This window comes from Devosia aurantiaca, assembly GCF_011058215.1.
Lineage (GTDB): Bacteria > Pseudomonadota > Alphaproteobacteria > Rhizobiales > Devosiaceae > Devosia > Devosia aurantiaca.
Map to the genome: position 1 here is coordinate 481,279 of NZ_JAALFG010000002.1, position 24,928 is coordinate 506,206.

Sequence of the window (24,928 nt, forward strand, 5' to 3'; positions counted from 1 at the left end):
TCTAGCCACCGACGATGATCATATCGACCACCTGGTTCATGTAGCCCGCCATCACCGCGCCGCAGAACGGCAGGGTCAGCAGCATGGTGATGAAGATAGCGACGATCTTGGGCACGAAGACCAGCGTCTGTTCCTGGATCTGCGTCAGCGCCTGGAACAGCGCGACGACGACGCCAACCACCAGCCCGACGATCATCATAGGCGCCGAAACGATCAACAGCGTCCAGATGCCCTGGCTAGCAATATCGAGCACTTCTGCGCCGGTCATAGGGTCAGGTCCGAAGGAATCACTAACAAAGTCCTACCACGAACTCCCAGAGACCTCATGGTGAGCTTGTCGAACCACGAGGTCAGGCACACCGTAGTCGGGAAAATAGTCCAACAGGGCATCGGCTCTATCGCCTCCCTCCCCTGGAGGGGAGGGAATGAGGGTGGGGTGGGGCCCCGGGAATGGACTTCGCAGCCCCACCCCACCAAGCTTTGCTACTGACCTAAGGGTCCTAGCGTCGCTATCCTCCGCCTCTAGGGGAGGAACAGAAGAACCCCAAATTTTAAATCGGCATCCGCATAATTTCTTCATACGCCGTGATCACCCGGTCGCGCAGCGTCACCATGCTCTCGATCGCCATTTCGGTCTCGGTCAGCGCCGTCACCATGTCGACTACATTGGCCTTGCCGCTCACCATGTCCATCGCCATGGCGTCCGAGGCCTTGCCCTGGTCGACGACACCCTGGACGTTCTGTGCCAGAATGTCGGCGAAGTTGCCGCCCGAGGCTTTCGCCGTGAGGTCCGTATTGGGCTTTGCCGCCTGGTTCATCAGGCGGCTGGCGCTATTATAAGCGTTGGTGGCGGCGTTGAACGGGGTCGAAATGGCCATGGATCAGGTCCTCGAAATTAGCCGCGCAAAGGTCGAGCGTGCGCCCGAGCATCTGCCGCGTCACGGTCACCACGTTGAGATTGGCTTCGTAGGAGCGCTGCGCTTCGCGCATGTCCACGGTTTCGATCAGCGTGTTGACGTTAGGATATTGCACATAGCCGCTTTCGTCAGCGGCCGGATGGCCCGGCTCATAGCGCGACGTGAAGTCGCTCATGTCATTGGCAAGCTTGCCGATCTCGACCACGCGGCCACCCACCTCGGCATCGAAATGCGATTGGAAGGTCGGCACGCGCCGGCGGTAGGGCTCGTCGCCCGGCGCCTTGCCAGCAGAATCCGCATTGGCAATGTTTTCGGCGATCACCCGCATGCGCGCCGTCTGCGCATGCATGCCGGTCGCGGCGATCCGGAGCGAGGAATTAAAGTCCATCTCTTACGCCCTAAACGTTCTTGCCCATGGCGACGCGCAGGATGCGGACCGACTTCTGGTAAAGCGAAGTCGCAGCCTGGTAGTCCATCATGTTGGTGGTGACTTTCATCATCTCGTCTTCGAGCGTGATGCCATTGCCTTCCGGCGTCAGTTCGAAATTGGCCATGGCTTGCGCCCCAAAAGAGCCATCGCCCGAGCTGATGGAAAAATGCATCGGCTGCGTCGCCGTCGTCGAAACGCTGGCCGAGCTCATCGCCTGCAGGCGGTCGGCAAAATCGTACTGGGCGAGGTCGCGGCCGCGATATCCGGGCGTCTCGGCATTGGCGACGTTTTCGGCAAGCAGGCCCTGCCGCGTCTGATGCCAGCGCATCTTGTCGCTCAGCGCCGAAAACACCGGCATGTCCATGAGGCCCATGGCCCGACTCCCACCGCGCAGGACGCGCTGGGCAAATCTTGCCGGGTCGTGGTTAATGGACTGTTAACGGACCCCGGTTACCGCTGCTGCCGCTCTCGCATTTTGCACAATTGTGCCATGAACTAGGCAATAAGTGCCGCAAGAGATTCGGGCGGTGGCAAGCGCCGCTTCGATCGGTTATAGGGCGTTCGCGACGGAACGCAGCGGGAGTTTTCGGCCAGTGCAATTCATCACCAGCCTTTTTGGCGGCAGCGGCAACACCATTCTGACCGTGCTTTTCGCGCTCGGCGCCGTGCTCGTCCTGATCGTTCTCGGCGTCTGGCTCCTCAAGTTCGTCTTCAACATGTCCGGCAACGCCGTCCGCGGCCGCAATCGCCGCCTGCTCGTGGTCGACACGCTGGCACTGGACCAGAAGCGCCAGCTGGTGATCATCCGCCGCGACGAAGTCGAACACCTGATCCTCACCGGCGGCCCGCAGGATGTCGTGATCGAAACCGGCATCCCGGTCATCGAGGAACAACCCGTCGCGACCCGCCGTCCCATCCCGTCCGTCCCGGTCAACCGCCCCGCCCCCAAGGCACCCCCGGTCATGGCTGAACCCGCGGCGCCAGCCATGAAGGCTGCGCCCGGTACCGTGCTCGAAGCGCTCCAGCAGGCCGGCCATACCGGCGACCGCAAGACCCGTGTCTCGCTCCGTCACACCGGCCTCCTGCGCCCGGTGACCCAGCAGGATCCGACGCTGATGGGGCAAAACACCGACATTTCAGCCGTTCAGGCTTCCGACTCAGTTAAAGAGGTCGGCAGCAATCCGGCTGAAAGCACCGCGTTTGGACACGACAGCAGCACCGAAGCCCATCGCCGCTGATCGCGCGCGCCTTAAGCGCTGGGCCCGCCGCGGCCTGCCCATTGCCATCGCCGGAGGCCTGCTTCTCGCACTGGCCGCCGGCGCCCAGGCGCAAGATCTTTCCATCGATTTTGGCGACGACACGACGCTGACCGAGCGCGCGATCCAGCTCATCGGGCTGATCACACTCCTCTCGCTCGCGCCCTCGATCCTCGTCATGGTGACGAGCTTCACCCGCATCGTCGTCGTGCTCTCGCTCCTGCGCACAGCCATAGGCCTTCAGACCGCGCCGCCCAATTCGGTGATGATCTCGCTGGCGCTGTTCCTCACCCTCTTCATCATGCAGCCCACTCTGCAGCAAAGCTATGACCAGGCCATCGCGCCTTTGATGGCAGGTGAAATCGAGTTCGCCGAGGCGTTTGAGTTGGGTGCCGCGCCCCTGCACGAATTCATGCGCGCCAATGTGCGCGACCGCGACCTCGAACTCTTTTACGACCTCACCGAAGCCGAGCCGCCCGCCGACCCTGAATCCATCGAGCTGCAGCTCCTGATCCCGGCCTTCATCATCTCCGAGCTCCGCCGCGCCTTCGAGATCGGTTTCCTGCTCTTCCTGCCCTTTGTCGTCATCGACATGGTCGTGGCCTCGGTGCTGATGAGCATGGGCATGATGATGCTGCCCCCGGTCGTCATCTCCCTGCCCTTCAAGCTGATCTTCTTCGTCCTCGTCGACGGCTGGTACCTCGTCGCCGGCTCCCTCGTCCGCAGCTTCGTTAGCTAGAGCGACGCCACTTCGGCATTGGGCTCCGTCGCATTGAGCGGCGCCAGCGCGCCCTCGCCGGCATAGGCCTGGCGGTACGATGCGAGAAACGCCTCGAGACTATCCTGCGCCGCCACTTCGGCCGCCACCTTCTTGAATTCGAGGCTCGTGGTCTGGATCGGCCCGGTGACGAAGTCGAACATCGGCCACTCCGCAGAATTCACCATCTGCTCGCCGAATTTCGCCCGCAGCCGCGACAGCCCGAAACTGTCGCTGGCCAGCACATAGCCCACCGCCGCCTTGATCAGGTTCATGCGCGTCGGCCGGTCGAGCGGCTGCCCCTCTTGCCCATTGGCATAAAGCGCCTCGATCATCTCGCCAGCCTGCGAATAGCGCCGCGCCTTCCAATTGGCGTCGATGCGCAGGAGAGCCACGTCCTGCCCATCCATGGTGCTGATCAAGTCCAGCGCCAACTGATCGCGCCCGCCATCGATCATCGCCCGCGCTTCGAGAATCCGCCGCTGCCGCGCCAGCGATTCCGGAATGCCCGGCAGCTGCGTCGCGTTAAGGACGCGGATCGCATCATGCGGCTTGCGATCGGCCAGGTAAATGACCGCGAGGTCCGCCGCGATCTGCGTCCGAGCCACCCCGCGCAGGCGATTGTCCAACTGATACTGCAAAAGCTCCGCCGCCTGCGGCAGCAGGTCCATGCGCACCAGCCGCCGCGCCAGGTTACGGATCATCTCGTCGCCTCGCGCCCCGGCGGGGTCAGATGCTGGAAATCATAATAGATGCCCAGCGCTTCCACCGGCGAAATTGCATCCGCCATACCGTTCAGGAAAAGATCGCCGAACATCGCCTGCGCCTGGTCGCGCAAGGCATTGACCGGCGGGCTTTCCGGATAATTCGACACCGCCGCCTTGACCGTCTCGAAGCCCAGCCGGTAATCGCCATTGCGGAAATAAAGCTGCGCCAGGAGCGTCTGCATATCCGCTTCCAAGGCATCGCCGCGCCACAACAGCGTCTCCGCCGAAAGCGTCTGCGTCGCCTTGGCGAGGTCCAGCCGCCCTTCCTTGTCGAGCAACAGCAGCGTGCGATAAACCGCCTCCGCCCGTGTCGGGCGCACTTCGGCGGTGATCACCTGACCATAGGTGTCCATCGCCTCCTGCGTGCGACCGGCAACGTCGTCGACGCGCGCTGACAACAGCTGGTAAAGCGAGGCATCCTCGACCCCCAGGCTTGCGTATTCCACCTGGTCGAGCAGGCTTTCCGCCAGCCCCGCATCGCCCGCTTCCACCGCGCCGCGCGCCCCGGCCAATCGGAAGCGATTACGCGCCCACTGCGGATAGCTGTCGGCAACGCTGCGCGCTTCCATGGCGTCTAGCCGGGCGCCCCGATAATCCGAGACATCGGCCCGCGCGATGGTGCGCCAGAACAGCGCGTCCACATCCTGGTTGAGCGATGCGGCATTGAGCGTGTTAAGGGCATCGCGCGGCCGGCCGGACAGAACATTGGCAATCGCCTCGGTCGACCGGATCTGCCGCGTGAGGTCCTGTGCCTTGAGGTCGGCCCCGAGCACGTCTAGCACGCCAAGCGCCTCGAAGCCAAAACGGTTCGCGACATAGTATTGTGCCAGATCGAGCCGCGCCAGGTCACGCTCCCTGCCCTCGCCTGAAGCCGCCAGCTTTTCCAGTCCATCGCGATGCTCGGTGAACGCCTTGGGATCGAGTTCCTCGAGCGCTCGGAGATCGATGAACCCGGCCCGCGATGCCTCGAGCGCTTCGGTGCCCACATTGCGCAGCGCATCGATCGCCGAAACCGTGAGCCCCCGGTGCTCGAAATCACCGCCAGCGGGCTTTCTATCGCCACATCCAGCCCGCTCGATTTAGGCTTCAGCACCAGGCCATGGACGCTGCGCAAGGCGGTAAAATCGACATAATCGAGCGTGCGCGTCACGCCGCGCGCCGGCGGATAGGCTGTCACCACCTGCAGCATGTCGCCGACCAGCGGATCGCGAAAATCATGGATGCGCCCGGGCCGTGCGATATCGGCGACCATTTCGAACGAACCCTCGATGTCGCGGCGGCGGCTCAGCGTCATTGGCTCCGTCGGCGACAGCATCATGTCGCCCAGCGACAAGACCCAGGCCATGCCCTCCGAGCCGATCGTGGCAAGCCGGTCAGCGGAAAGATCGAGCCGAACCACCTGTGTGTCGCCCGACGAGATTACCGCAAACTCGGACGCGATGGGATCGAGCGCCGAAGTATCGGCCGGCTTTTCGATGCCGCTGACCGTGTCGAACACCATCCAGACCGTATCGCCACGGCGGAACACCGCCGCCGGCGTGTCCTGGTCAAAGGGGAACACCAACCGCACCGTGCTCCCGAGCACCGAAACGAACGGCGTGATCGTCTCGGCCGCAGCGGGGCGAAGCTTGGTGACTTCCGGCTCTGCATGGGGCTCGGCATGCTCCGCTTCCGCCGCCGCAGTCGCCTCCAGCTCCGCTGGCAAAAGCTCCGGCAAGCCCGTTCCGGCAATGTCGACATCGAGCACATATTGGCTCGGCGTCACTTCATAAAAGCGCGGCTCAACGCCCTCGGCGAACATAAAGGTCGCGACGGCACCGTCCGGCGACGAGCCGGTCTGCACCGAAACGATCTCCGCCGGCAGGTCACTTAATAGCGGCGTCAGGTCCATGCCGACCGGCCATTCGAAGGCGATGGCCCCCAGCTCGCCCTCCTGGTTGAACTTGCCCTCGGTCGGTACCGACCAGTCGAACTGAAGGCGAAGGAACGTCGCGTTGCGTCCGATGCGGACACTGACCTTGGGGTCGAGTTCTGCCGCAAGCCGCGCCTTGCGATCCTGTTCCGCCGCGATCGCCGCGACGCGTGCGCGCTCCGGCCAGCTCGTCGATAATGTCCTGCGGCAGAGCCGGCGGCATGCCCTGCCAGCTGGTCGGCAGCAGGTCGATAAAAAGCTTCTCGCCCGCCTCGATGCGATTGAAGTTGAACCCGGACTTGAGGCCGATCCGCAATCCGCGCCGGTCCGGATCGAGCCGCGCCACCGAAAGATAGTTCGGCATCGTGGTGGCGACATCGGGCAACACCATGTCGATGGGGTCCTTGAACACCACCGACAAAACGCCGTTTTCGATCTTCATTTGGTAAGGCGGCAGCGCATCGAGCGATGGAAAGCTCAGGATCAGCCGGCCATAGCCGTCCTCCTGGGTGGCGAACAGCTGCCCCCCTGCTCCTGCGCGATGGCAGGCGCAATCAGCGCCAGCATGCTGGCCAATGCGGTTGCTGCAAGGACTGTTCTAGTCCGCAGCAACCCTGCCTCTATCGCAGTCTTCACCGGCCTTCTGCCCGCCCGACGCAAAATAAGACGCGTCCACAGGCGGCGCCATCCGGCACCAAGTCCTCAAGAACGCGAGGGTTACAACGCTTACGCGCCTACCCTAACGAGCCGGACTTAACGTGGTGCTAAAGGGAAACGAACACCCCCACCCAACCTCCCCTTGAGGAGGGGGAGGAGCTTGGCCGGTGACCAATCACAAATCTAGCCACAGCCACGATGCGACTCCTCCCCCTCCTTAAGGGGGAGGCCGGGTGGGGGTTTAACGCCCCTAAACCCTACTGCCCCACGATCTGCGGCAGTGCCGCAAGATCCTCGGGTGCCATGCTGTCCAGTGGGTCCTGGCTTGCCGAAGCCATGCGCACGGTCAGCTCCTGCGCCCGCACCGTATCCATTTCCGCCAGGATCGGCGCCATCTTGCGCGGGCTCATCATCTTGGCGACGCGCAGCAGCACCTCGATATCGAGCGCGTTGAAGATCTTGGCCGCGTCCTTTGGCTTCATCGTCTCATACATGGCGACAATGCCGGCAAACTGGCCTTCTTCCATCTCCTTGCGCTGCTCGACGAGCGAAGCGATCTGGTCCTCGATGCCTTGCAGCGTCTGCTGGCGCTCCTCGATCCGGGCTTCCGCGGCCTCGACCAGCGATGCACGCATCGCCAGGTCCTGCTCATAGTTTTCGAGCTCGCCGCGGCGGGTGGACAGCCGCTCCAGCAAGGCCTGCTCGGTCAAGGCCGTATCACCGGCGCCAAGCGGGGAAACCTGACCATTGCTGAGGATCTGCGGCAGGGCATCCTGCAATGGCGGGCAGTCGCCCGGCACGACAGTCAGCTCGCCATCTTCGCTCGGCTCTTCGCCCTCTGCCAGCACCGGCTTGGGGGCGCATTCATTAGCCACTTCGACGCTGTTGCTGACCGGCGCAATCGCCTCATCGGCATGGGCCTCTTCACCCTCGCCCTCGGCCGCTGGCGCACCATGTCCGCCACCGGCCTTGGTGTCGCCCACGGTCGCCGTCGCATCGTCGAGCGTCGGCGTTGTTTCTTCGATTGTGTGTTCGCCCGGCAGCGTCGGTGCTTCGCCACCCTCTGCCGCTGGCGCGGGAGCGCTTCCGCCGCCTGCGGCGCGCGCCACCTGGACGCCTGTCAGCACATAGCCGCCATCGGTCACGAGCCCAATGGTCTTGAGAACCAGAAGGGCTGCGACAGCCATGATGACGACAGGCAGCAGGCGAATGTTTTTCACGCGGCGGCCTCACGGTTGCGCACACGGGCGGAAAGCTGTTCGAGCGCCGACCGCACCTTATTGGGCTCTTCCACCGGCTCGATGGCCTGGCTGTGCCGCGCCACGCTGGTAATGCGCGCGATGCGCTCCATCAGTACGGTGCCGGCATTGACGTGGTTGGCCAGTTCGATCCCGAAACGCTCGGCTTCGTCGAGCCGCGCCGTAAGGCTGAGGTCGGCTTCGACCGCAGTCGACTTCAGTTCCTTGATCGCCTGGTTGGCAAGGTTGGTGGCGCTGACGAGGTCGGCCACCATCTGCCGCAGCACGTCCTTGTCCTGATGCAGGCGCTTGAGACGGGCGTTGAGCAGGACGCAATAACCGATTGTCATGGCCAAGAGAACGGCCACGGCGCCTTCAATAAGAAATCCAAGCGGCAGCCCGAACATCATCGTCCTTCCATCGTTTCGTCGATTGCCTCGAAGGCCGCCATGGTGACCTTGGGCGGGTTGAGCGGGCGCGTCACGCGCACCGAAACATGATTGCCGATATGGCCCATAATGGCCTCGGTGAGTTCCACATCGCCGCAGCGCAGCCGGATCGGATCGGACGGTCCGCGATCGAACATCACCGTCTGCCCGGGCGTGAGGTTGAGCAGTTTTGCCAGCGGCAATTCCTGCTCGTGCAGCACCGCTTCGATCTCGACATCGGCCTGGTAGATTTCGGTGGCAAGATGGCCTTCCCAGATCGGGTCGCGGCCGAACTTTTCACCCATGAACATCTGCAGCAGCTGTTCGCGGATCGGCTCGATCGTCGCATAGGGCAGCAGGATCTCGATCTTGCCGCCGCGATCATCCATCTCGATCCGCAGCTCGATCAGGATCGCCGCATTGCCCGGCCTTGAGATCGCAGCAAAACGCGGATTGGTCTCCATGCGCTCGAGCCGGAAATTGATCTGCGTCACCGGCTCGAAAGCGCGATGGGTATCCTCGAGGATGATCTCGATCATCTTGCGCGCCAGCGCCATCTCGATCGTCGTATAGGGCCGGCCCTCGACGCGGATATTGCCACCGACACGGCGCCCGCCCAGCAGCACGTCGATCATCGAATAGATGAGATTGCTGTCGACCGTCAGCAGCCCGTAATTCTCCCACTCCTCGGCCTTGATCACCGAAAGAATGGCCGGCAGCGGAATGGAATTGAGGTAGTCACCGAACCGCACCGAGGAGATCGAGTCCATCGTGACTTCGACATTATCGGAGGTGAAATTGCGCAAGGACGTCGTCGCCAACCGCACCAGGCGGTCGAAGACGATTTCCAGCATTGGCAGGCGTTCGTAGCTCACCAGCGCCGAATTGATCAGCGCCTGGACACCCGTCAGCTCGACATTGCCGGCCGCGCTAGCATCGAAGCCGAGAAGGCTATCGATCTCGTCCTGGTTGAGCACGCGGTCGGGACCGCCATCCTCCCCGCCATCGCCACCCTCAAGCATTGCCGCCCATTCGGCAGCAGCCGCGGCGGCAAGATCTTCCTCGGACGCCTCGGCGCTCCCCGAAGTGGTGTCGAGGTCGTCGAGCCCCCAATCGTCGCTAAGTTTATCGAGATCGCTGGGGCCGGCCATCACTGCACCAGGATTTCCTTGAACAGCACGCTTTCCACCTGCGCCGGATAGATCGAGAGGTTCACGCGCCGCAGCAGCTCTTCCTTGAGCCGATAAATGCCGGCAGAGCCTTCGAGGTCGCTCTTGCGCAGCTCGCGCATATAGACCTGAAACGCATCCACGACCTTGGGCAGGCGTGGCTGGATCTCGGTCATCATGTGCTCGTCAGCCACTTCCAACGCGACGGTCAGCTTCATGAAAGCCGGCGTCTGCCCCTCGGTCGAATTCAAATTCACCATCATCGGCGGCAGGTTGAAAATGAACGTGTCATGCACCGCGGCTGCGTCGCCGCTATGCCCATCCGTCGCCGCAGCCTCGGCGGAGCCCGAAGACGACATCATGAAAAAGAGACCAGCGCCGCCCAGCAAAACGACCACGGCCGCAGCGCCGATGATCAGGAAGAGCTTGGGGATGCCCTTCTTGGCCGGTGCTTCCGATCCGACTTCCGCTTCCGCCGCCATAGGCAAACACCCACCAATCCGGACGATTCCGGCTCCCATCCAGCTAAGGCTTGGATGGTTAACGGCTCGTTAAGATCTAGGCCAAACCGGCAGTTTTTGCCGGGCAGCTTTTGCCGCCACGTTCAAACCGCCCCACCCGACGCCGAAAAGCACTGACAGCTAAGGCATTGTTTCCGCTCAATCATCCACCTTGGCATGGTTTCTGCAAAGTAAACTGGCGAGGCGGCCGGCTTGGGGAAGCAGGCAGTCTCGAAGCCTGACACGGGGATTGTCATGATCGAGAATGCGCAGCTAATCGGCCTCAGCCGCCAGATCGCCTTGCAGCGGCAGATGGATGTGGTCGCCCACAACGTCGCCAACATCAACACGACCGGTTTCAAGGCCGAACAGATCCTGTTCGAAGAATACACCATGCCGGTCGCCCGCGACCGCACCTTCCCCACCATGGACCAGCCGCTCTCCTATGTGCAGGACTGGGCCACCATCCACGATCTCTCCTCCGGCACCGCCCAGCAGACCGGCAACGACCTCGACGTTGCCATTAACGGCGACGGCTTCTTCGCCGTCCAGACCGCCGCCGGCGAGCGCTGGACCCGCGCCGGATCCTTCGGCATCAGCAATACCGGCACCCTGGTCGACCAGTCCGGCAACCCGGTTCTCGGCACCGGCGGCCCGATCCAGTTCGGCCCCGAAGAAACCGGCATTGCCATCGGCGCCGATGGCTCGATTTCTTCGAGCGAAGGCGCCAAGGGCCGGCTGCGCATCGTCGAATTCGCCAATGCCCAGGAACTGACCCGCGAAGGCCAGAACCTCTTTGCCGGTGGCACCCCGTCGCCGCTACCGGGAGCCAGGTCATGCAGGGCTATGTCGAGCGCTCCAACGTTTCCGGCGTCGCCGAAATGGCCGAACTCATCCGCGTCACCCGCGCCTACGAATCCATCGCTTCGCTGACCAGCAAGCAGGACGACCTGCGCCGCACTGCCATCCAGCGTCTCGGCGACGCGAACGCCTAACCTCGGGGATCGGCCATGAAAGCTCTCTATATCGCATCGACCGGCATGAGCGCCCAGGAACGCAATGTCGAAGTCATTTCCAACAACATCGCCAACATGCGCACCACCGGATTCAAGCGGCAGCGCGCAGAGTTCCAGGATCTTCTCTACCAGCAGGTAACCCGCGCCGGCGCCCAGACCTCCGACCAGGGCAGCCAGGTCCCCGCCGGCCTCGAAATCGGTTCCGGCGTGCGCACTGTCTCGACCCCGCGCGTCATGAGCCAAGGCACTGTCTCAATGACCGAGCGCGAACTCGACGTCGCCATCCGCGGCGAAGGCTTCTTCCAGATCCAGCTGCCCGATGGCCGCACCGCCTATACCCGCGACGGCTCCTTCGAGCGCTCGGCCGAGGGCACGCTGGTCAATTCCGTCGGCTACACCGTCGATCCCGGCATCACCGTCCCGGGCGATGCCCGAGGCATCTCCATCGCCCCCGATGGCACGGTGGAAGCCTTTATCGGCACCGACTCTGCCCCCACCCAGCTCGGCCAGCTGCAGCTTGCCCGCTTCACCAACAAGTCCGGCCTCGAGTCGATGGGCGACAACCTCTTCCTCGAAACCGCCGCCAGCGGTGCGCCGCAGGTCGGCGTCCCCAATTCGGATGGCACCGGCGACCTGCTGCAGAACTACCTCGAAATGGCCAACGTCAATTCGGTCACCGAAATCGCCGACCTCATTGCCGCGCAGCGCGCCTACGAAATGAACGCCCGCGTCATTTCCGGCGCCGACCAGATGATGCAGGCCACGAGCCAGCTGCGTTGAGGACCACCGCCATGATCATCCGCACCATCACCGCCGCTCTCGCCTTCGCCCTGTCCGGCAGCGTCTATGCCGCCCCGACCCTGCGCGCCGAAATTCTCGTCAGCGACGCGGTCGTTACCGTCGGCGACATGTTCGACGATGCCGGCACCTTGGCCGAACAGCCCCTGTTCCGCGCGCCCCTCCCCGGCACCACCGGCAATGTCGATGTCGCCGCCGTCCGCTCCGCCACCGCCCGCGTCGGCCTCACCCAGTTCGAGGTCAATGGCCTTACCGAAGTGCGCGTCTCCCGCGCTTCAACCCTCGTCGACGAGGACCTGCTCTCGACCCTCATCGCCGATGACCTTCGTCATCGTGGCATCCTCGGCCAGGGCATGAGCGCGGATATGCTCTTCACCACCCCCGTAGAGGCCATGCAGGCCGAGGCGACCGACTCCCCCGCCCGTCTCGACAATCTCCGTTACCTCCCCGGCAACGGCACTTTTTCCGCCCGCTTCACCGTCGCCGGTTTTGATCGCCCCCTCGATCTGACCGGTTCCATCGCCATCAGCATCGAGGCGCCCCACCTCGCTGCCAACCTCCCCGCCGGCACCGTGCTGCGCCCCGAGCACGTCGTCATGCGTCCCGTTTCCGTCCAGCAGGCCGATGCCCAGGGCATTGCCAATGTCGACCAGCTGATCGGCATGGCGCTCAACCGCCAGAGCCGCGAAGGCATGCTCTTGCGCCCCACCGACGTTTCGACCCCGATGACCGTCAGCAAGAACGACCTCGTCACCATCTTTTACCGCCAGGGCCCACTGACCCTCACCGTCAAGGGCCAGGCCGTCAGCGGCGCTGCCGCAGGCGGCTCCGTGCAAGTGCTCAACCTCGTTTCCAAGCGCGTGATCAGCGCCACCGCCATCGCTCCCGGCACCGTGGAAGTCTCCACCGCCCCCATGACCGTCGCCGGCCTCTAGTCAGGACAAATCACATGACCATCGCAAAACTCGCCACCGTCCTGATCCTTGCCGCCGCACTCGCCGGCTGCAACACCACCGATCGCCTCGCCAGCGTCGGCCAGGCCCCAGTGCTGACCGCCATCGCCGACCCCACCACCACCGCCGGCTACCAGCCCGTGCGCATGCCCATGCCCGAGCCCATCGCCGATACCTATCAGCCCAATTCGCTTTACCGCACTTCGGCCAAGGGCTTCTTCAAGGACGAGCGCGCCCATCGCATTGGCGACATCCTCACCGTCATGGTCACCATCGACGACAGCGCCAAGATCAACAACCAGACCAACCGGAGCCGCGCCTCCAGCAACACTGCCGGCATGGGCGGCATTTTCGGCGCAGCCCTCACCAGCGCCACTGCCGAAACCGATCTCAACATCGACCCCTCGGCTGCCATCCAGTTTGACAGCGGCATGAACGATCGCGGCAACGGCTCGGTCAACCGCGCCGAAAGCCTCGAAACGTCGGTCGCCGCCGTGGTCACCCAGGTCCTCCCCAACGGCAATCTCGTCATCGAAGGCCGCCAGGAAGTGCGCGTCAATTTCGAAGTCCGCGATCTCATCGTCGCCGGCATCGTCCGCCCTTCCGACATCCAGGCCAACAACACCGTCCCCTCCACCAAGATCGCCGAAGCCCGCATCTCCTACGGCGGCCGCGGCCAGATCACCGACGTCCAGCAACCCCGCTACGGCCAGCAAGCCATGGACGCCATCCTGCCGTTTTAATCTCCCTGCTCCCCGGCAGGTCCCCAGGCGCAGCCTCCCCGGGCTGCGCCTTCTTTCTTTCCTCCCCCGCTCGCGGGGGAGGAAAGAAGGCACCCCTTCCGAGCGCCGCTAGGCTCCTCCGTCGCCAAGTTCTGCTTGCCTTCCCCTCTGAGGGGGAAGGTGGGCATCGAGTGTGTCGCCAAATAGCGCCCCATCCACCGCCTTCACCTTCCCCCTTGAGGGGAAGGCAAGCGAAGCTTAGGCGCCCCGCGCCTTAGCGCAGCTCGGAAGGGGGTGTCGGCCTCTCCACAGCTCCGATCTACCCCCTTATCCCCACCCCCAAAACCTTCGGCTATTCTCCCCTCATCCCTGCCACACACGCGGTGCCGACGAAGCATCGGGCGGGGAGACGGGTCTTTCGGGGTCGCCTGAGAGAGTGCGTGGATGCCGACGCCGGTCAGGTAAGCGTGCGGATTTGAGGAAATGGGAACTCGCGCACCCGCCTCAGAACCAAACAATTGCCGCCACAAATGGGTGGACCGCCCGAGGCGTGCGCAAAAAATCCCGCTCGTGCGAAGCGGCTTTCGCCTCTTCACTATACCCCCTTTCGGGGCGAAAGCCGCTTCTCACCGTGTAACCGCGACGCCGCAAGGCCGGGCGGCATAGCGGCACGCTTGCTCGCCGTTGCGCGCTATGGGACACCAGTCTCCAGTACTCTCGGAGCCACTTATGTCCTTCCAAAAACTCGATGACCTCGGCCGCCGCCTCGAAGCCCTCGAACATGCGCTTTCGATCCTGGGCGCCGACGAGGCCACCCACATGGCGGTGGGCGGAGGCGAAAAGCGCGCCGAGGCCATGTCCAACCTGGCCGGCATGTACCACGCCCAGGCCACGGCGCCCGAAATCCGCGACTGGATCGACGCAGCCCGCAACGAAGACCTGAGTGAAGATCAGGGCCTCGCGCTCAACGAACTCGAGCGCGCCTATGTCAACGCCACCTGCCTGCCCACCGACTTCGTGCAGCGCCGCACTGCGGCCACCATGCGCTCCGAACAGCTCTGGCGCGACCTGCGCGCCAAGGGCGATTGGGACAGTTTCCTGCCGGCGCTGGAAGGCGTCGTCGCCCTGGTGCGCGAAGAAGCGGCCCTCCGCGCCGAAGCCACAGGCCTTGCCCCCTATGACGCGCTGATGGATCATTATGATCCTGGCAACCGCACCGCCGACATCGACCTCGTCTTCGATGATCTCAAGAGCTTCCTCAAAACCTTCGTCCCCGAAGCGCTCGCGGTGCAGGAAGAACGCCTTGCCCGCCACCCGCGCAAGACCCTCAACGGCCCCTACCCGATCGAACGCCAGCGCGAACTTGGCCTTGCCGCCATGCGCGCCGTGGGCTTCGACTTCACGCATGGCTCGCTCGCCGTCTCGCATCACCCCTTCTGCGGCGGCGTGCCCACCGATGTGCGCATGACGACGCGCTACCGCACCGACGAATTCCTGTCCTCGCTCATGGGCGTGTTGCACGAAACCGGCCATGCGCTCTATGAGCAGGGCCTGCCGAAAGACTGGTCGCACTGGCCGCTCGGCAAGGCGCGCGGCATGGGCATGCATGAATCGCAGTCGCTCTTCGTCGAGATGCAGCTCGCCCGTAGCCCGGACTTCTGGCACTTCATGCTGCCGCAGGTCAGCCAATATCTGGGCAAAGAGGCGATCCCCGGATGGGACATCGCCGACGTGCTCAACGAGGTCAACTTCGTCGAACGCGGCTTCATCCGCGTCGATGCCGACGAAGTCACCTACCCGCTCCACGTCATTCTCCGCTACGAACTCGAACAGGATCTCGTCACCGGCAAGCTCGAAGTCAGCCAGATCCCCGAAGCCTGGGACGCCAAGATGACTGAGTATCTGGGTATTTCGACCAAGGACGATCCCAAGGACGGCCCGATGCAGGACGTCCATTGGCCGGGCGGCGCCTTCGGCTACTTCCCCAGCTACACCCTGGGCGCCATGATCGCCGCCCAGCTCGGCGCGGCCATGAAGAAGGACTTGCCCGATATGGGCGAGCAGATGCGCGCCGGCCACTTCACCGCCATCAATCAATGGCGTGCCGATCGCGTCTGGACCCAGGCCTCCCGCTTCTCGACACCCGACCTCATCACCCGCGCGACGGGCGAGCCGCTCAACGCCGACCACTTCAAGAACCATCTCCGGCAGCGCTACGGAAAATAAATGTCGAAGCCGATTTCGGCCACTCGTCTTCGTCTCATGAAGGCGATCCAGCCTTCCCCAAACAGGAGAAAGACATGCGTGTCGTCGTATTCGTCAAAGCCACCGCGGACAGCGAACAAGGCCGTCTGCCCACGACCGAACTGCTCGAAGCCATGACCAAGTACAATGAGCAGCTGATCAATGCCGGCATCATGCTTGGCGGCGACGGGCTGCAGCCCTCCAAGTTCGCCAAGCGCATCCATTTCAGCGGCTCGAACCGCTCGGTGATCGATGGCCCGTTCCCGGAAACCAAGGAACTGGTTGCTGGATACTGGATCTGGGAAGTGCGCGACATGGACGAGGCCGTCGGATGGGTGAAACGCTGCCCCAATCCGATGTTTTCAGACAGCGACATCGACGTCCGCCCCGTCTACGGCACCGAAGCCTTCGACGAGATCATGACCCCCGAAATCCAGGAGGTCTATGATCGCAACGCGTCCAGGATGTAAAAAAAAGCCCGCAGCGATGCGGGCTTTTTCATTTCAAATGCGAAAGCGCTTATTCGTCGCGATAAACCTTTTCGCGCCGCTCATGCAGCTCCTGCGCCTCAAGGCTCAGCGTTGCCGTCGGGCGCGCGTCGAGACGCGCAATGCCGATGGGGTCGCCGGTCTCTTCGCAATAGCCGTAAGTGCCATCGTCAATGCGCTTGAGCGCACTGTCGATCTTGGCGATGAGCTTGCGCTGCCGGTCGCGGGTACGCAGTTCAAGCGAGCGATCGCTTTCCGAACTGGCCCGATCCGCCATGTCCGGATGGTTCTGCGACTCTTCCTGAAGGTTCTCGAGCGTCAGGCGGCTTTCCCGCAAAATCTCGTCTTTCCAGGACAACAGCTTGTTCCGGAAGTATTCCCGCTGCCGCGGGTTCATGAACGGCTCGTTGTCGCTGGGCCGATAGTCGGTAACCTCAACTGAAGACATCAGCAGACTCATCTCCCATGCGCCCTTGGCGCGCTATATATGCGCCTGCCCTCCCTTGGGCAAGCACACAGCGCGGCGCTGCTTAACACGGCAGGACCATTGCGCAGCAGGCGCATAACGAAGACTGACAACAATTTGATGAAGCCCTGGAGCACTTATCCCCTCTGCTTCAAAGCGGAAGATAATGCCCATGTTTCGCTAGCTCCACCCGCACCCGGAGTTCTATGTCATCCAGAACGGCATCGAGACTTGGCTCGCTTCGCTCGCGCAGGGCCGACAGTTGCGTAATCATCGCTCCCAGCCGGTCCGGAGAAGCCTTGCCCACCAATAGGTCGGCCTTCATGTCTTCAAGGAGATCGAGCAGCACGGTGCCGCGCTTCACCGACTTGCGGCGGCTCTCGCGGAAATCGCCGACCGTCTGTAGCGCCAGGATCGCATCGAGCCCCGTCAATGCACTTACCGGCACCGCACTCGCCACCCGCGCTGGCGCAGCACCGCCAGCCGGCACGAAGGCCGGTCCGCTGCCTGCCTTGCCCGCGGCAGCGCGGCTCGCGACGCCGCCGGTTCGGTTAGGGCCATCGATGCGCACGAACGGACTCACTGAGCTGGACTGGACACCGGCAAAATCTGCCCATCCTGGTTAACAAGCGCTTAACCGACCCGGCAAGAACTGCAGGGCTATTATGAGGACCAAGCGAGCCGATCAATAAAAACGAGCACTAACATGCAATTAGCAACCTGGCACGCTTCTCGCATTGTCTTTCGGCAAACGGGGATACCCATGCCAAACCGCCTGTTCCGATCGCTGTTCGCTGCCACCTTGAGCGCTGCACTTCTGCTGACGCCGCTGTCCACGGCCACCGCCGCTCCGGCGCGCATCAAGGACATTGTCGATTTCGAAGGCGTTCGTGAAAACCAGCTCGTCGGCTACGGCCTCGTGGTCGGCCTCAACGGCACCGGGGACAGCCTCAACAATTCGCCCTTCACCAAGCAATCGCTGCAGTCGATGCTTGAACGCCTGGCGTTAACACCGCGGGCGAAAACGTCCGCACCGCCAATGTCGCGGCCGTCATGGTCACCGCTAACCTTCGCCCCTTCGCCACCCAGGGCTCCCGCATGGACGTTTCCGTCGCCGCCCTCGGCGACAGCGACAGTCTCCAGGGCGGCACCCTCCTCGTTACCCCCTGCTCGGCGCCGATGGCGAAGTCTACGCCATCGCCCAGGGTCCAGTGCTGATCAATGGCTTTAAGGCCGAAGGCGATGCCGCCACCGTCATTTCCGGCGTCCCCACCACCGGCCGCATCTCCTCCGGTGCCCTGATCGAGCGCGAGATCGAGTTCCACCTCGGCTCGCAAAGCTCCCTCCGCCTCGCATTGCGCAATCCCGATCTCACCACCGCGCGCCGCATTGCCCTAGCCGTCAACGACTTCATCGGTGTCCCCACGGCCGTCCCCGAAGACCCGGCTACCGTCCGCCTCACCCTGCCCCGCGGCTTTAACGGCAATATCGTCGATCTCCTCACCGACATCGAACAGCTCATCGTCCAGACCGACCAGCCCGCCAAGATCGTCATCGACGAAAATTCTGGCATCATCGTCATGGGTAAGGACGTCCGCGTCTCGAGCGTCGCCGTCGCCCAATCGAACCTCACCGTCACCATCGCTGAGAACCCCACCGTCGTGCAGCCCAATCCGTTGAGCCTCGGCGTCACCGCTCAACAGCCCAGCACTAACCTCAACGTCAACGAGTCCGCCACTGCGCTCGAAGTCATCGAGGAATCCGTGACCCTCCAGCAGCTGGTCGATGGCCTCAACGCGCTGGGCATCTCGCCCCGCGACCTCATCGCCATCCTCCAGTCCATCAAGGCTGCCGGCGCCCTCCAGGCCGAGATCGAGGTCCTTTGATGAACACCGTTAGCTCCGTCACCCCGCAGCAGACCTTGCGCATCCGCCAGCAGGCCGAAGAGCTTGAAGGCGTCTTCCTCAACATGCTGACCAAGGAAATGTTCTCCGGCATCAAGACCGATGACGAGAGTTTCGGCGGCGGCTTTGGCGAAGACACCTGGCGCGGCATGCAATCGGAACAGCTCGCCAACTCGATGGCGCAGAACGGCGGCATTGGCCTTGCCGATCAGCTGATGGGCGAAATGCTTGCCCTCCAGGAAGCCGCCAACACCAGCAAATCCATGTTCTCTCCCGCGTCCGGAGCCTATAAATGACCGCAGCCGCCCGCCTCGCCGCCCTCGATACCCTCCCTGCCGGCGATCTCTGCTCGCGTGCCGAAACGGCCCTGGCCTCCCTCGTCAACGTCATGAACCAGGAAACCATGCTCCTGCGCGCCGGCCACCTGCGACAAGCGAGCGAACTCACCCCTGAAAAGACCCGCCTCGCCCAGGAATACGTGACCTTCGCCCGCGCCATCCAGCGCGAGACCAAGCGCCTCGTCGCCGAAGCGCCCCAGCTCATGGACCGTCTCCGCGCCGGCCACGAAAGCCTCGCCACCCAGATGGCGGAAAACCTGCGCGTCCTCGCCACCGCAAGAACCGTCACCGAAGACGTCCTCACCGACGTCGCCCGCATGGTCGGCCAGAACAACCGCACCAAGACCTACGGCAAAGCCGGCCGCGTCACCGCCGACCCCGCGTCTTCCGCCAAGGGCATCGCGATTAACCGGGCCCTGTGACCTCAAATTTGAATAAAATGTTCCGCTTCTAGGGAACGAACGGGGCAAGACATCGCGCTAGTCTTGCATGGCATACGTCTATGAAGGGACGCTGCCATGCTGTTCACGACGCCACTCATTGCCGCCGCCGCGCCAAACACGAATGCTGCCACCATGTCAGCCCAGCGCGCCCTCGCCCCTGACCGCATTACGGCGCCTTACCCGGTCGACACCGACACGGCAGAGTTCCAAGACGACCATCGACGCCCGTCTGCCGCCGATCCGGCCTATGAGCCTGCAAACTCCGAAGCCCCTTTCTTTGCCGCGATCCTATCCAGCGACCAGGCGCCCGCGCCCCAAACGCCTGGCGAGATTTACACCCGCAGCCATACCGACATTTCCGAGCTGCGCCTGCGCGACCTCGAAGTCTAAGAGCCCGCGTCTCTTACCACCCGTTAACCCCGCCTAAAAAAGCGCCAGACCTGTTGCAACCCGGTGCTCAAATTAACGGATTTTTATTCGCCCCCGATCAATCTGCCATCAGTCTCAGAAGAGGCGTCAAACACGCTCGAGTATCCTAGAAAGGGAACTTGCAAATGGTAGATATCAATCTTTCCAAAGCCGTCCGCTCCAACCTCAGCTCGCTGCAGAATACGGCGTCGCTGATGGCCAAGACGTCGGACCGCCTGTCGACCGGTAACAAGGTCAACACCGCTCTGGATAACCCGACCAACTTCTTTACCGCCTCTTCGCTGAATAGCCGCGCCGGCGACCTGAACCAGCTCATGGACTCGATGGCCAACGGCATCAAGACCATCGAAGCCGCCAACAATGGCCTCACCGCCATCACCAAGAACCTTGAGTCGATGCAGTCGACCCTGCGTCAGGCCCGCCAGGACAAGTCCTTCCAGACCCAGTCCTATACCATTGACAGCACGGCGATCGGCACGACCGCTCTCAAGAACCTGTCGTTCAGCGGTGGCGCAGTCGGCGCGACCCCGGTCAATATCGCACTGAACTCCTTGGCAGGTAGCGGTGCAGCAACCGCCCTCACCGGCACGGGTGCCAACCTCACGAACTTTGCCGGTGGCAACCTTCAGGTAAACGGTCAGACCGTCGCACTGACCGGCAATTCGACGCTTCAGGCAACCACTCTTGATGGCGCTGGTGCTAGCTTCACCAACTTTGCAGGTGGCACGCTCTCCATCAACGGCTCTGCCAACATCACCATCCCGGCTTCGCAGAACGCTGTTGCGAGCACTCTGGATGGCAGCGGTGCTGTGGCGACCATCGACAACACCAACGATGGCGATATCACCATCGATCTTGGCGGCACCTTCAACAGCGGCAATCCGTTCACAGTCACCGTCGCGAACGGTGATGACGCCGATGCTGTGGCCCTTGCCATCAATACCGCCTTCACCAATGCTGGCGGCACGGGCACTCTGGCTACCAACAACGGCGGAACGCTCGAACTTTCCAGCGCTTCTGGCAACGGCATCACCGTCGCTGACGCTGCAGGCAACGTCAGCGGCACCGCAGCGGCTCTTGGCTTCGGCGCTGGCAACACCGCATCTGTCGATGGCAGCCCCGCTGTCGTCGTCAGCGCCGCCAGCATCAAGACCCAGATCGATGCTCTTTCGATCACTGGTCTGACCGTTGGCACGACCGGCGGCCAGCTCCAGCTTTCGCTGGCATCCGGCGCCGACATCACCCTGACGGGTACCGCCGCGGCCAGCGCCTTCGGCACCACGCCGTTGACCTCGACCAACGGCTCGCCGGCCTATACCGCCACTGCGGCCACCATCGCTGCAGAAATCAACGCTTCCAACGCTGGTGCTGGCCTGACTGGCGTCACCGCTGATGGTACGAGCGGTCAGCTTGTGTTCAACAGCGCAGGCGGTTCGGCCATCAGCGTCACCGGCGGTGCTCTGGCGACCTCGCTGGGCTTCGCTGCCGGCAACCTGTCGGTCGCTTCCACCGGTACGGCAGCCGCAGTCAAGACCGTTGATCAGCTGGTCAGCGACATCAACGCCAGCAACGATCTCAAGGGCAAGATCCGCGCGTCCAACGACAATGGCAAGCTGCGCATCGAGAATCTCTCGACCCAGAAGCTTGAACTTGCCGGCATCGGTGATGGCAAGCTCAACGGCTCGAACTCGACGGGCGACATTGCTGGCAACTCGGTGCGTTCGGACCTGTCCAAGCAGTTCAACGACCTGCGCGACACCCTCGACAAGCTTGCAGACGACGCCTCGTTCAACGGTATTAACCTGCTGCGCGGCGACAACCTCAAGATCACCTTCAACGAAACCGGCACGTCGGCAATCGACATCCAGTCCAAGGGCGCTCGTGCAATCAACTCCAGCAACTTGGAAATTGCGACCAGCCTCACGGCCAAGGATCTCGACACCGACGAAGGCATCGATGCCTTCATCGAGCAGATCAAGGGTGCTCTGAACTCGGTCCGTTCGCAGGCTTCGGCCTTCGGTTCGAACCTCTCGATCGTTCAGAACCGTCAGGACTTCACCAAGTCCATGATCAACACGCTCGAAACCGGTGCTGGCAACCTCACCCTGGCCGACATGAACCAGGAAGCTGCCAACATGATGGCTCTCCAGACCCGTCAGTCGCTGGCTTCGTCGACCCTGTCGATGGCCAACCAGGCCGACCAGTCGGTGCTGCAGCTGCTCCGTTAATCGGCGCCAAAAACTAATGAGAAAGGCGGGTCCATGCGGCCCGCCTTTTTTCTTGCCCCCTTCCCTTCTACAAGGCGGAGTTAAAGCGCGGGACAAAGGGGATTCGGATGGCACTCAAGGTGGAACTGAAGCCGGGCGAAAAACTGTTGCTCGGCAACTGCATCGTCACCAATGGCGATCAGCGCGCGCGGCTCTTCATCGATGGCAATTCGCCTATCCTGCGCGAGAAGGACATCCTCACGCCCGACACTGCCGACACCCCCGCCAAGCGCGTCTATCTGGCCGTCCAGCTCATGTATATTGCTGAAGATATCGGGGCGATGAAGGAGCAGTACTTCGCGCTGGTGAACGACTTTATCGCCGCGGTTCCCTCGTCTTTGGCCATTATTGACCGCATAAATAACGACATCTTAACGGGGTCATTGTACAAGGCATTGAGGTCAGCACGTGAGCTGATTGCCTATGAACAGGACCTTCTAGACCATGCAGCATCAGGCGGCGGTAGCCTATCAGGCGACAGCGAAAACAGTTGAAACCCCGCGCGATCGCGAAGCGGCTTTGCTGATCAAATCGGCTGCCACGATGCAGAACCTGCGCGACAACTGGCCTGCGGACTTCGAGGTCCTGCGCACTGGCCTGACCTTCAATCGCAAGCTCTGGACCATCTTCATGTCCTCGGTCACGCGCGAGGACAATCCGCTGAGCGCGCCGGTGCGCCAGAACATCGCGAACCTGGGCATGTTCATCCTCAACGAGACCCGCGAAATCCTCCTCGATCCCGTTGCGCCCAACCGGCTGGACCCGTTGATCAACATCAACCGCCAGCTCGCCGCCGGTCTCCGCGGCAACTGAGCAAAAAACAAAGGCCCCGCACTGCGGGGGCTTTTTCTTGGGACCTTTCTATCCTCTTAGCGGAGGAAGTTGACGAGGCTCAGCTGGCTCACCATCGAGGTCACCTGGTAGCTCGCCGTCAGCCTTGTCTGCAAAGCCAGGATTTCCATGGCGACGTCTTCCTTGCTCACCGTTTCGACGTCGCTGAGCAGGTTGTCTAGCTGGCTCTTGTAGTTCTCGTGGCGCTTGCCGGCAGACTCGAGCGAGGCGCGCGCGATCCCGAGTTCCATCGTCACCAGTTCGATAGATCCCTTTTCATTGTTGCGCCCCTCGGACAGTTGCGACTGCTGCCGGGCCGCCATGGCGTCGAAGCGTGCCTTGGCGGGATAGAGGTCGGCAGAGTTAGGGTCGCTGGTGCCGGTGAGTTCGGGATAGGTCTCGACACTCATGGACGCTAGCGAGCGCACCATCCGCAAATATCCGGCTTCATTGGCCTGCATGCCATAGTTGACGCGACCGGCATCTTCGATCGCCGAACTGACCGACTGGCGCGGATTGCCCTGCGCGTCGGTCGCGGCCTCGGTAATCGAACGCTGCATGGCTTTGTTGAAGTTTTCGGCCGTCGCTTCCGGTGTGACACCGAGGGAAAACTGACCCGGCCCGGCCGTACCGGCGACCGCCGTCAGCGTAATCTCTCGCTGCTTGCCGCCGGGTTCGCTCAGGGTGAGCGTGACTTTGTCGCCAGCAGCGGCAGTGGCGCCGAAGGTAACGGCAACATTTGCCGGATCGCCGCTGGTCAACGCCCGCGAAACACCGCCCACATTGGCCGAAGCGGTCGTGGCATTGGTGATCTGAAAGCCATGCTGCTGCGACACGGGCACATTTTCCGTCAGCGTCACCACGGCGCCATTGCGTTCCGACGTCAGCCGGCCCATGCCCGTTGCTGAGATGGCTGGGCTTTCGCCGCTATACCACATCACCGTGTCGGTCTTGCTAGCCACCCGCAGGGAGGTGGCGTTGAACGGGTCATTGCCCGCCACGCGCAACACTGGCTCGCCCGCGGCATTGAAGAAGTTCTCGGAAGCGGCAAAGGTGGAAGCCGCCGCCATTTCGCTGGCCGTCGACTTCTGCAGGCTTCCCTCAAGCGCCGCCTTGAACGCGCCTGCCGTTGCAGTGGCATCGGCGCCGATCACGAATTCATCTGTAGCAGGAGGCGATTTCGCGGTCGTCACAGCCCGCAGTGTAATCTGCGTTTCCGTGCCATCCGGCAGGGTGAACCCGAGCGTGACGCTGTCACCTGCGGCCGGAGGAGTGGTGAAAGTAAAGTCGATCTTGGCCGGCGAGCTGTTGAAGTCGGCGCTATTGCCGATGCCCGTGCCAACCGTCGAAATGGTCGAAAGCTTGAAGCCGAACGGGTGATTGCCGTCTTCGGCCAGGTTGACGACGACGCTCAGTGGGTCTGTCGTGTCGATCGCCGTATCGAGCCGTCCAAATTCGTCAGAGCCGGCATCCGCCGCCTTGCGCTCATTGACCACGGTCTTGAAGCCCGCCCTACCCCCGGCCCCGTCAAGAAGCTCCGCCGTGGTCGGCAACGGCGCTTTGTCGGTCACCTTGCCGCCAAAGATATAGCGGCCGGCAATATCGCCATTGAGCATGGTGACGACTTCGTCGAGCCGCGATTTTGAAAGCTCCGGCGCCGTAGCCATGTTGATGTTGTTGGTGCCGTATTGGCCGGGCACAGACGAATTGCGCGCCTCGCCCTCGATCTTGTCGAAACGGCTCAGCGCATTGTCGAGAAACGACAGCCGCAAGTTCACCTGCTCGATATTGGCCGTGTACCCCTCAATTGTCGACAGGCGCGAACGCACCGATAGCGACACTGGCAGGTCGCGACCCATATCGGCCAGCGTTTGCGCTTTCTGCCCGGTCCCAAGCTGCATCTGCAGCGTGGCGAACTGGTTCTGCATCTTGGAGATGACCGAAAACCCGGTCTGCAGCGGGAACATGGACTTATTGACGATCATGAGAAGCGTTCCC

General features: G+C 62.8%; 28 protein-coding genes and 2 pseudogenes. 15 read left to right on the forward strand and 15 right to left on the reverse strand.

Annotated elements, in window-relative coordinates; all coding sequences use genetic code 11:
- Window position 1: 1 nt before the first annotated feature.
- The 4 genes from fliQ to flgB all read right to left on the reverse strand — a co-directional run bounded on the left by fliQ (window position 2) and on the right by flgB (window position 1,720).
- Window positions 2-268: a flagellar biosynthesis protein FliQ gene (gene fliQ / locus G5575_RS10000; RefSeq protein WP_164534186.1), complete on the reverse strand. Its 267-nt coding sequence runs from the start codon at window positions 266-268 to the stop codon at window positions 2-4.
- 283 nt (window positions 269-551) lie between these two features.
- Complete coding sequence (locus G5575_RS10005) at window positions 552-878, reverse strand: flagellar hook-basal body complex protein FliE (RefSeq protein ID WP_207633101.1); 327 nt, start codon at window positions 876-878, stop codon at window positions 552-554.
- The gene (gene flgC / locus G5575_RS10010; RefSeq protein WP_164534187.1) at window positions 835-1,305 is read right to left on the reverse strand and encodes a flagellar basal body rod protein FlgC; all 471 of its coding nucleotides are present in this window, start codon (window positions 1,303-1,305) and stop codon (window positions 835-837) included. Before flgC ends, G5575_RS10005 begins: the two co-directional genes overlap by 44 nt.
- Before the next feature lie 10 nt (window positions 1,306-1,315).
- Window positions 1,316-1,720, reverse strand: coding sequence for a flagellar basal body rod protein FlgB (gene flgB / locus G5575_RS10015; RefSeq protein ID WP_164534188.1), 405 nt, complete (start codon window positions 1,718-1,720; stop codon window positions 1,316-1,318).
- Between the two features lie 220 nt (window positions 1,721-1,940).
- Between flgB and G5575_RS10020 the strand changes: the two genes are divergently transcribed.
- Both G5575_RS10020 and fliP read left to right on the forward strand, forming a co-directional pair.
- A complete protein-coding gene (locus G5575_RS10020; protein WP_164534189.1) occupies window positions 1,941-2,585 on the forward strand; it encodes a flagellar biosynthetic protein FliO in 645 nt (214 codons plus the stop codon).
- Between the two features lie 34 nt (window positions 2,586-2,619).
- Complete coding sequence (fliP, locus tag G5575_RS10025; RefSeq protein ID WP_164534737.1) at window positions 2,620-3,342, forward strand: flagellar type III secretion system pore protein FliP; 723 nt, start codon at window positions 2,620-2,622, stop codon at window positions 3,340-3,342.
- On the opposite strand, the gene G5575_RS10030 is transcribed toward fliP, so the two are convergent.
- The 8 genes from G5575_RS10030 to G5575_RS10065 form a co-directional block, all read right to left on the reverse strand.
- Window positions 3,339-4,064: a hypothetical protein gene (locus G5575_RS10030; protein ID WP_164534190.1), complete on the reverse strand. Its 726-nt coding sequence runs from the start codon at window positions 4,062-4,064 to the stop codon at window positions 3,339-3,341. The two genes, fliP and G5575_RS10030, sit on opposite strands and share 4 nt — an antisense overlap.
- Window positions 4,061-4,909 (reverse strand): tetratricopeptide repeat protein, encoded by an 849-nt coding sequence (locus tag G5575_RS10035; RefSeq protein WP_164534191.1) that lies wholly within the window; start codon window positions 4,907-4,909, stop codon window positions 4,061-4,063. The genes G5575_RS10030 and G5575_RS10035 overlap by 4 nt, the downstream gene beginning before the upstream one ends.
- Window positions 4,903-6,018: a hypothetical protein gene (locus tag G5575_RS10040; RefSeq protein WP_164534192.1), complete on the reverse strand. Its 1,116-nt coding sequence runs from the start codon at window positions 6,016-6,018 to the stop codon at window positions 4,903-4,905. Before G5575_RS10040 ends, G5575_RS10035 begins: the two co-directional genes overlap by 7 nt.
- Window positions 5,993-6,481: a hypothetical protein gene (locus G5575_RS10045; protein WP_164534193.1), complete on the reverse strand. Its 489-nt coding sequence runs from the start codon at window positions 6,479-6,481 to the stop codon at window positions 5,993-5,995. Before G5575_RS10045 ends, G5575_RS10040 begins: the two co-directional genes overlap by 26 nt.
- Before the next feature lie 472 nt (window positions 6,482-6,953).
- Complete coding sequence (locus G5575_RS10050) at window positions 6,954-7,916, reverse strand: MotE family protein (RefSeq protein WP_164534194.1); 963 nt, start codon at window positions 7,914-7,916, stop codon at window positions 6,954-6,956.
- Window positions 7,913-8,344, reverse strand: coding sequence for a DUF6468 domain-containing protein (locus tag G5575_RS10055; protein WP_164534195.1), 432 nt, complete (start codon window positions 8,342-8,344; stop codon window positions 7,913-7,915). The genes G5575_RS10050 and G5575_RS10055 overlap by 4 nt, the downstream gene beginning before the upstream one ends.
- On the reverse strand, window positions 8,341-9,513 hold the full coding sequence (gene fliM, locus G5575_RS10060; RefSeq protein WP_164534196.1) for a flagellar motor switch protein FliM: 1,173 nt from the start codon (window positions 9,511-9,513) through the stop codon (window positions 8,341-8,343). The genes G5575_RS10055 and fliM overlap by 4 nt, the downstream gene beginning before the upstream one ends.
- Window positions 9,513-10,013, reverse strand: coding sequence for a flagellar basal body-associated FliL family protein (locus tag G5575_RS10065; protein ID WP_164534197.1), 501 nt, complete (start codon window positions 10,011-10,013; stop codon window positions 9,513-9,515). Before G5575_RS10065 ends, fliM begins: the two co-directional genes overlap by 1 nt.
- A 276-nt stretch (window positions 10,014-10,289) precedes the next feature.
- Here G5575_RS10065 and flgF point away from each other — a divergent pair.
- The 6 genes and pseudogenes from flgF to G5575_RS10095 all read left to right on the forward strand — a co-directional run bounded on the left by flgF (window position 10,290) and on the right by G5575_RS10095 (window position 16,234).
- Window positions 10,290-11,026, forward strand: a pseudogene (flgF, locus tag G5575_RS10070) (flagellar basal-body rod protein FlgF).
- Window positions 11,027-11,041: 15 nt separating this feature from the next.
- On the forward strand, window positions 11,042-11,827 hold the full coding sequence (gene flgG, locus G5575_RS10075; RefSeq protein WP_164534198.1) for a flagellar basal-body rod protein FlgG: 786 nt from the start codon (window positions 11,042-11,044) through the stop codon (window positions 11,825-11,827).
- 11 nt (window positions 11,828-11,838) lie between these two features.
- A complete protein-coding gene (gene flgA / locus G5575_RS10080) occupies window positions 11,839-12,780 on the forward strand; it encodes a flagellar basal body P-ring formation chaperone FlgA (protein WP_164534199.1) in 942 nt (313 codons plus the stop codon).
- A 14-nt stretch (window positions 12,781-12,794) separates the two neighbouring features.
- Entirely contained in the window at window positions 12,795-13,541 is a 747-nt protein-coding gene (flgH, locus tag G5575_RS10085) for a flagellar basal body L-ring protein FlgH (RefSeq protein WP_164534200.1), read from the forward strand.
- 708 nt (window positions 13,542-14,249) lie between these two features.
- Window positions 14,250-15,746: a carboxypeptidase M32 gene (locus G5575_RS10090; RefSeq protein WP_164534201.1), complete on the forward strand. Its 1,497-nt coding sequence runs from the start codon at window positions 14,250-14,252 to the stop codon at window positions 15,744-15,746.
- Between the two features lie 74 nt (window positions 15,747-15,820).
- Window positions 15,821-16,234, forward strand: a complete 414-nt coding sequence (locus G5575_RS10095; protein WP_164534202.1) for a YciI family protein — start codon at window positions 15,821-15,823, stop codon at window positions 16,232-16,234.
- A gap of 49 nt (window positions 16,235-16,283) precedes the next feature.
- On the opposite strand, the gene dksA is transcribed toward G5575_RS10095, so the two are convergent.
- Together dksA and G5575_RS10105 are read right to left on the reverse strand one after the other, a co-directional pair.
- Complete coding sequence (gene dksA / locus G5575_RS10100; RefSeq protein WP_164534203.1) at window positions 16,284-16,700, reverse strand: RNA polymerase-binding protein DksA; 417 nt, start codon at window positions 16,698-16,700, stop codon at window positions 16,284-16,286.
- A 169-nt stretch (window positions 16,701-16,869) separates the two neighbouring features.
- Window positions 16,870-17,289, reverse strand: coding sequence for a flagellar assembly protein FliX (locus G5575_RS10105; RefSeq protein ID WP_164534204.1), 420 nt, complete (start codon window positions 17,287-17,289; stop codon window positions 16,870-16,872).
- Window positions 17,290-17,481: 192 nt separating this feature from the next.
- On the opposite strand from G5575_RS10105, the pseudogene G5575_RS10110 reads away from it, so the two are divergent.
- The 7 genes and pseudogenes from G5575_RS10110 to flaF all read left to right on the forward strand — a co-directional run bounded on the left by G5575_RS10110 (window position 17,482) and on the right by flaF (window position 22,912).
- A pseudogene (locus G5575_RS10110) lies at window positions 17,482-18,604 on the forward strand (flagellar basal body P-ring protein FlgI).
- Entirely contained in the window at window positions 18,604-18,918 is a 315-nt protein-coding gene (locus tag G5575_RS10115; RefSeq protein ID WP_164534205.1) for a rod-binding protein, read from the forward strand. Before G5575_RS10110 ends, G5575_RS10115 begins: the two are co-directional and overlap by 1 nt.
- The gene (locus G5575_RS10120) at window positions 18,915-19,382 is read left to right on the forward strand and encodes a flagellar protein FlgN (protein WP_164534206.1); all 468 of its coding nucleotides are present in this window, start codon (window positions 18,915-18,917) and stop codon (window positions 19,380-19,382) included. Before G5575_RS10115 ends, G5575_RS10120 begins: the two co-directional genes overlap by 4 nt.
- Window positions 19,383-19,478: 96 nt before the next feature.
- Window positions 19,479-19,793 carry a hypothetical protein gene (locus G5575_RS10125; protein WP_164534207.1) on the forward strand — a complete coding sequence of 105 codons (315 nt, stop codon included), beginning with the start codon at window positions 19,479-19,481 and terminating at the stop codon, window positions 19,791-19,793.
- 164 nt (window positions 19,794-19,957) lie between these two features.
- Window positions 19,958-22,060 (forward strand): flagellin N-terminal helical domain-containing protein, encoded by a 2,103-nt coding sequence (locus G5575_RS10130; RefSeq protein ID WP_164534208.1) that lies wholly within the window; start codon window positions 19,958-19,960, stop codon window positions 22,058-22,060.
- A gap of 107 nt (window positions 22,061-22,167) precedes the next feature.
- Window positions 22,168-22,593 (forward strand): flagellar biosynthesis repressor FlbT, encoded by a 426-nt coding sequence (flbT, locus tag G5575_RS10135; RefSeq protein ID WP_164534209.1) that lies wholly within the window; start codon window positions 22,168-22,170, stop codon window positions 22,591-22,593.
- Complete coding sequence (flaF, locus tag G5575_RS10140; protein WP_164534210.1) at window positions 22,544-22,912, forward strand: flagellar biosynthesis regulator FlaF; 369 nt, start codon at window positions 22,544-22,546, stop codon at window positions 22,910-22,912. Before flbT ends, flaF begins: the two co-directional genes overlap by 50 nt.
- Before the next feature lie 56 nt (window positions 22,913-22,968).
- Here flaF and G5575_RS10145 read toward each other — a convergent pair whose 3' ends face one another.
- Window positions 22,969-24,915, reverse strand: coding sequence for a hypothetical protein (locus G5575_RS10145; RefSeq protein ID WP_164534211.1), 1,947 nt, complete (start codon window positions 24,913-24,915; stop codon window positions 22,969-22,971).
- Window positions 24,916-24,928: the final 13 nt, after the last annotated feature.

Bases quoted from the DNA above. Each gene is read 5' to 3' on its own strand.
- G5575_RS10125 (WP_164534207.1), top strand. From the start codon at position 19,479: ATGCTGTTCACGACGCCACTCATTGCCGCCGCCGCGCCAAACACGAAT.
- flgC (WP_164534187.1), bottom strand. From the start codon at position 1,305: ATGGACTTTAATTCCTCGCTCCGGATCGCCGCGACCGGCATGCATGCG.
- flgB (WP_164534188.1), bottom strand. From the start codon at position 1,720: ATGGGCCTCATGGACATGCCGGTGTTTTCGGCGCTGAGCGACAAGATG.
- G5575_RS10065 (WP_164534197.1), bottom strand. From the start codon at position 10,013: ATGGCGGCGGAAGCGGAAGTCGGATCGGAAGCACCGGCCAAGAAGGGC.
- fliM (WP_164534196.1), bottom strand. From the start codon at position 9,513: ATGGCCGGCCCCAGCGATCTCGATAAACTTAGCGACGATTGGGGGCTC.
- flgG (WP_164534198.1), top strand. From the start codon at position 11,042: ATGAAAGCTCTCTATATCGCATCGACCGGCATGAGCGCCCAGGAACGC.
- flgH (WP_164534200.1), top strand. From the start codon at position 12,795: ATGACCATCGCAAAACTCGCCACCGTCCTGATCCTTGCCGCCGCACTC.
- G5575_RS10030 (WP_164534190.1), bottom strand. From the start codon at position 4,064: ATGATCCGTAACCTGGCGCGGCGGCTGGTGCGCATGGACCTGCTGCCG.
- G5575_RS10120 (WP_164534206.1), top strand. From the start codon at position 18,915: ATGACCGCAGCCGCCCGCCTCGCCGCCCTCGATACCCTCCCTGCCGGC.
- G5575_RS10040 (WP_164534192.1), bottom strand. From the start codon at position 6,018: ATGGACCTGACGCCGCTATTAAGTGACCTGCCGGCGGAGATCGTTTCG.
- G5575_RS10005 (WP_207633101.1), bottom strand. From the start codon at position 878: ATGGCCATTTCGACCCCGTTCAACGCCGCCACCAACGCTTATAATAGC.
- G5575_RS10145 (WP_164534211.1), bottom strand. From the start codon at position 24,915: ATGATCGTCAATAAGTCCATGTTCCCGCTGCAGACCGGGTTTTCGGTC.
- G5575_RS10130 (WP_164534208.1), top strand. From the start codon at position 19,958: ATGGTAGATATCAATCTTTCCAAAGCCGTCCGCTCCAACCTCAGCTCG.
- G5575_RS10055 (WP_164534195.1), bottom strand. From the start codon at position 8,344: ATGATGTTCGGGCTGCCGCTTGGATTTCTTATTGAAGGCGCCGTGGCC.
- fliQ (WP_164534186.1), bottom strand. From the start codon at position 268: ATGACCGGCGCAGAAGTGCTCGATATTGCTAGCCAGGGCATCTGGACG.
- G5575_RS10115 (WP_164534205.1), top strand. From the start codon at position 18,604: ATGAACACCGTTAGCTCCGTCACCCCGCAGCAGACCTTGCGCATCCGC.
- dksA (WP_164534203.1), bottom strand. From the start codon at position 16,700: ATGTCTTCAGTTGAGGTTACCGACTATCGGCCCAGCGACAACGAGCCG.
- flbT (WP_164534209.1), top strand. From the start codon at position 22,168: ATGGCACTCAAGGTGGAACTGAAGCCGGGCGAAAAACTGTTGCTCGGC.
- G5575_RS10045 (WP_164534193.1), bottom strand. From the start codon at position 6,481: ATGAAGATCGAAAACGGCGTTTTGTCGGTGGTGTTCAAGGACCCCATC.
- G5575_RS10090 (WP_164534201.1), top strand. From the start codon at position 14,250: ATGTCCTTCCAAAAACTCGATGACCTCGGCCGCCGCCTCGAAGCCCTC.
- G5575_RS10095 (WP_164534202.1), top strand. From the start codon at position 15,821: ATGCGTGTCGTCGTATTCGTCAAAGCCACCGCGGACAGCGAACAAGGC.
- flaF (WP_164534210.1), top strand. From the start codon at position 22,544: ATGCAGCATCAGGCGGCGGTAGCCTATCAGGCGACAGCGAAAACAGTT.
- flgA (WP_164534199.1), top strand. From the start codon at position 11,839: ATGATCATCCGCACCATCACCGCCGCTCTCGCCTTCGCCCTGTCCGGC.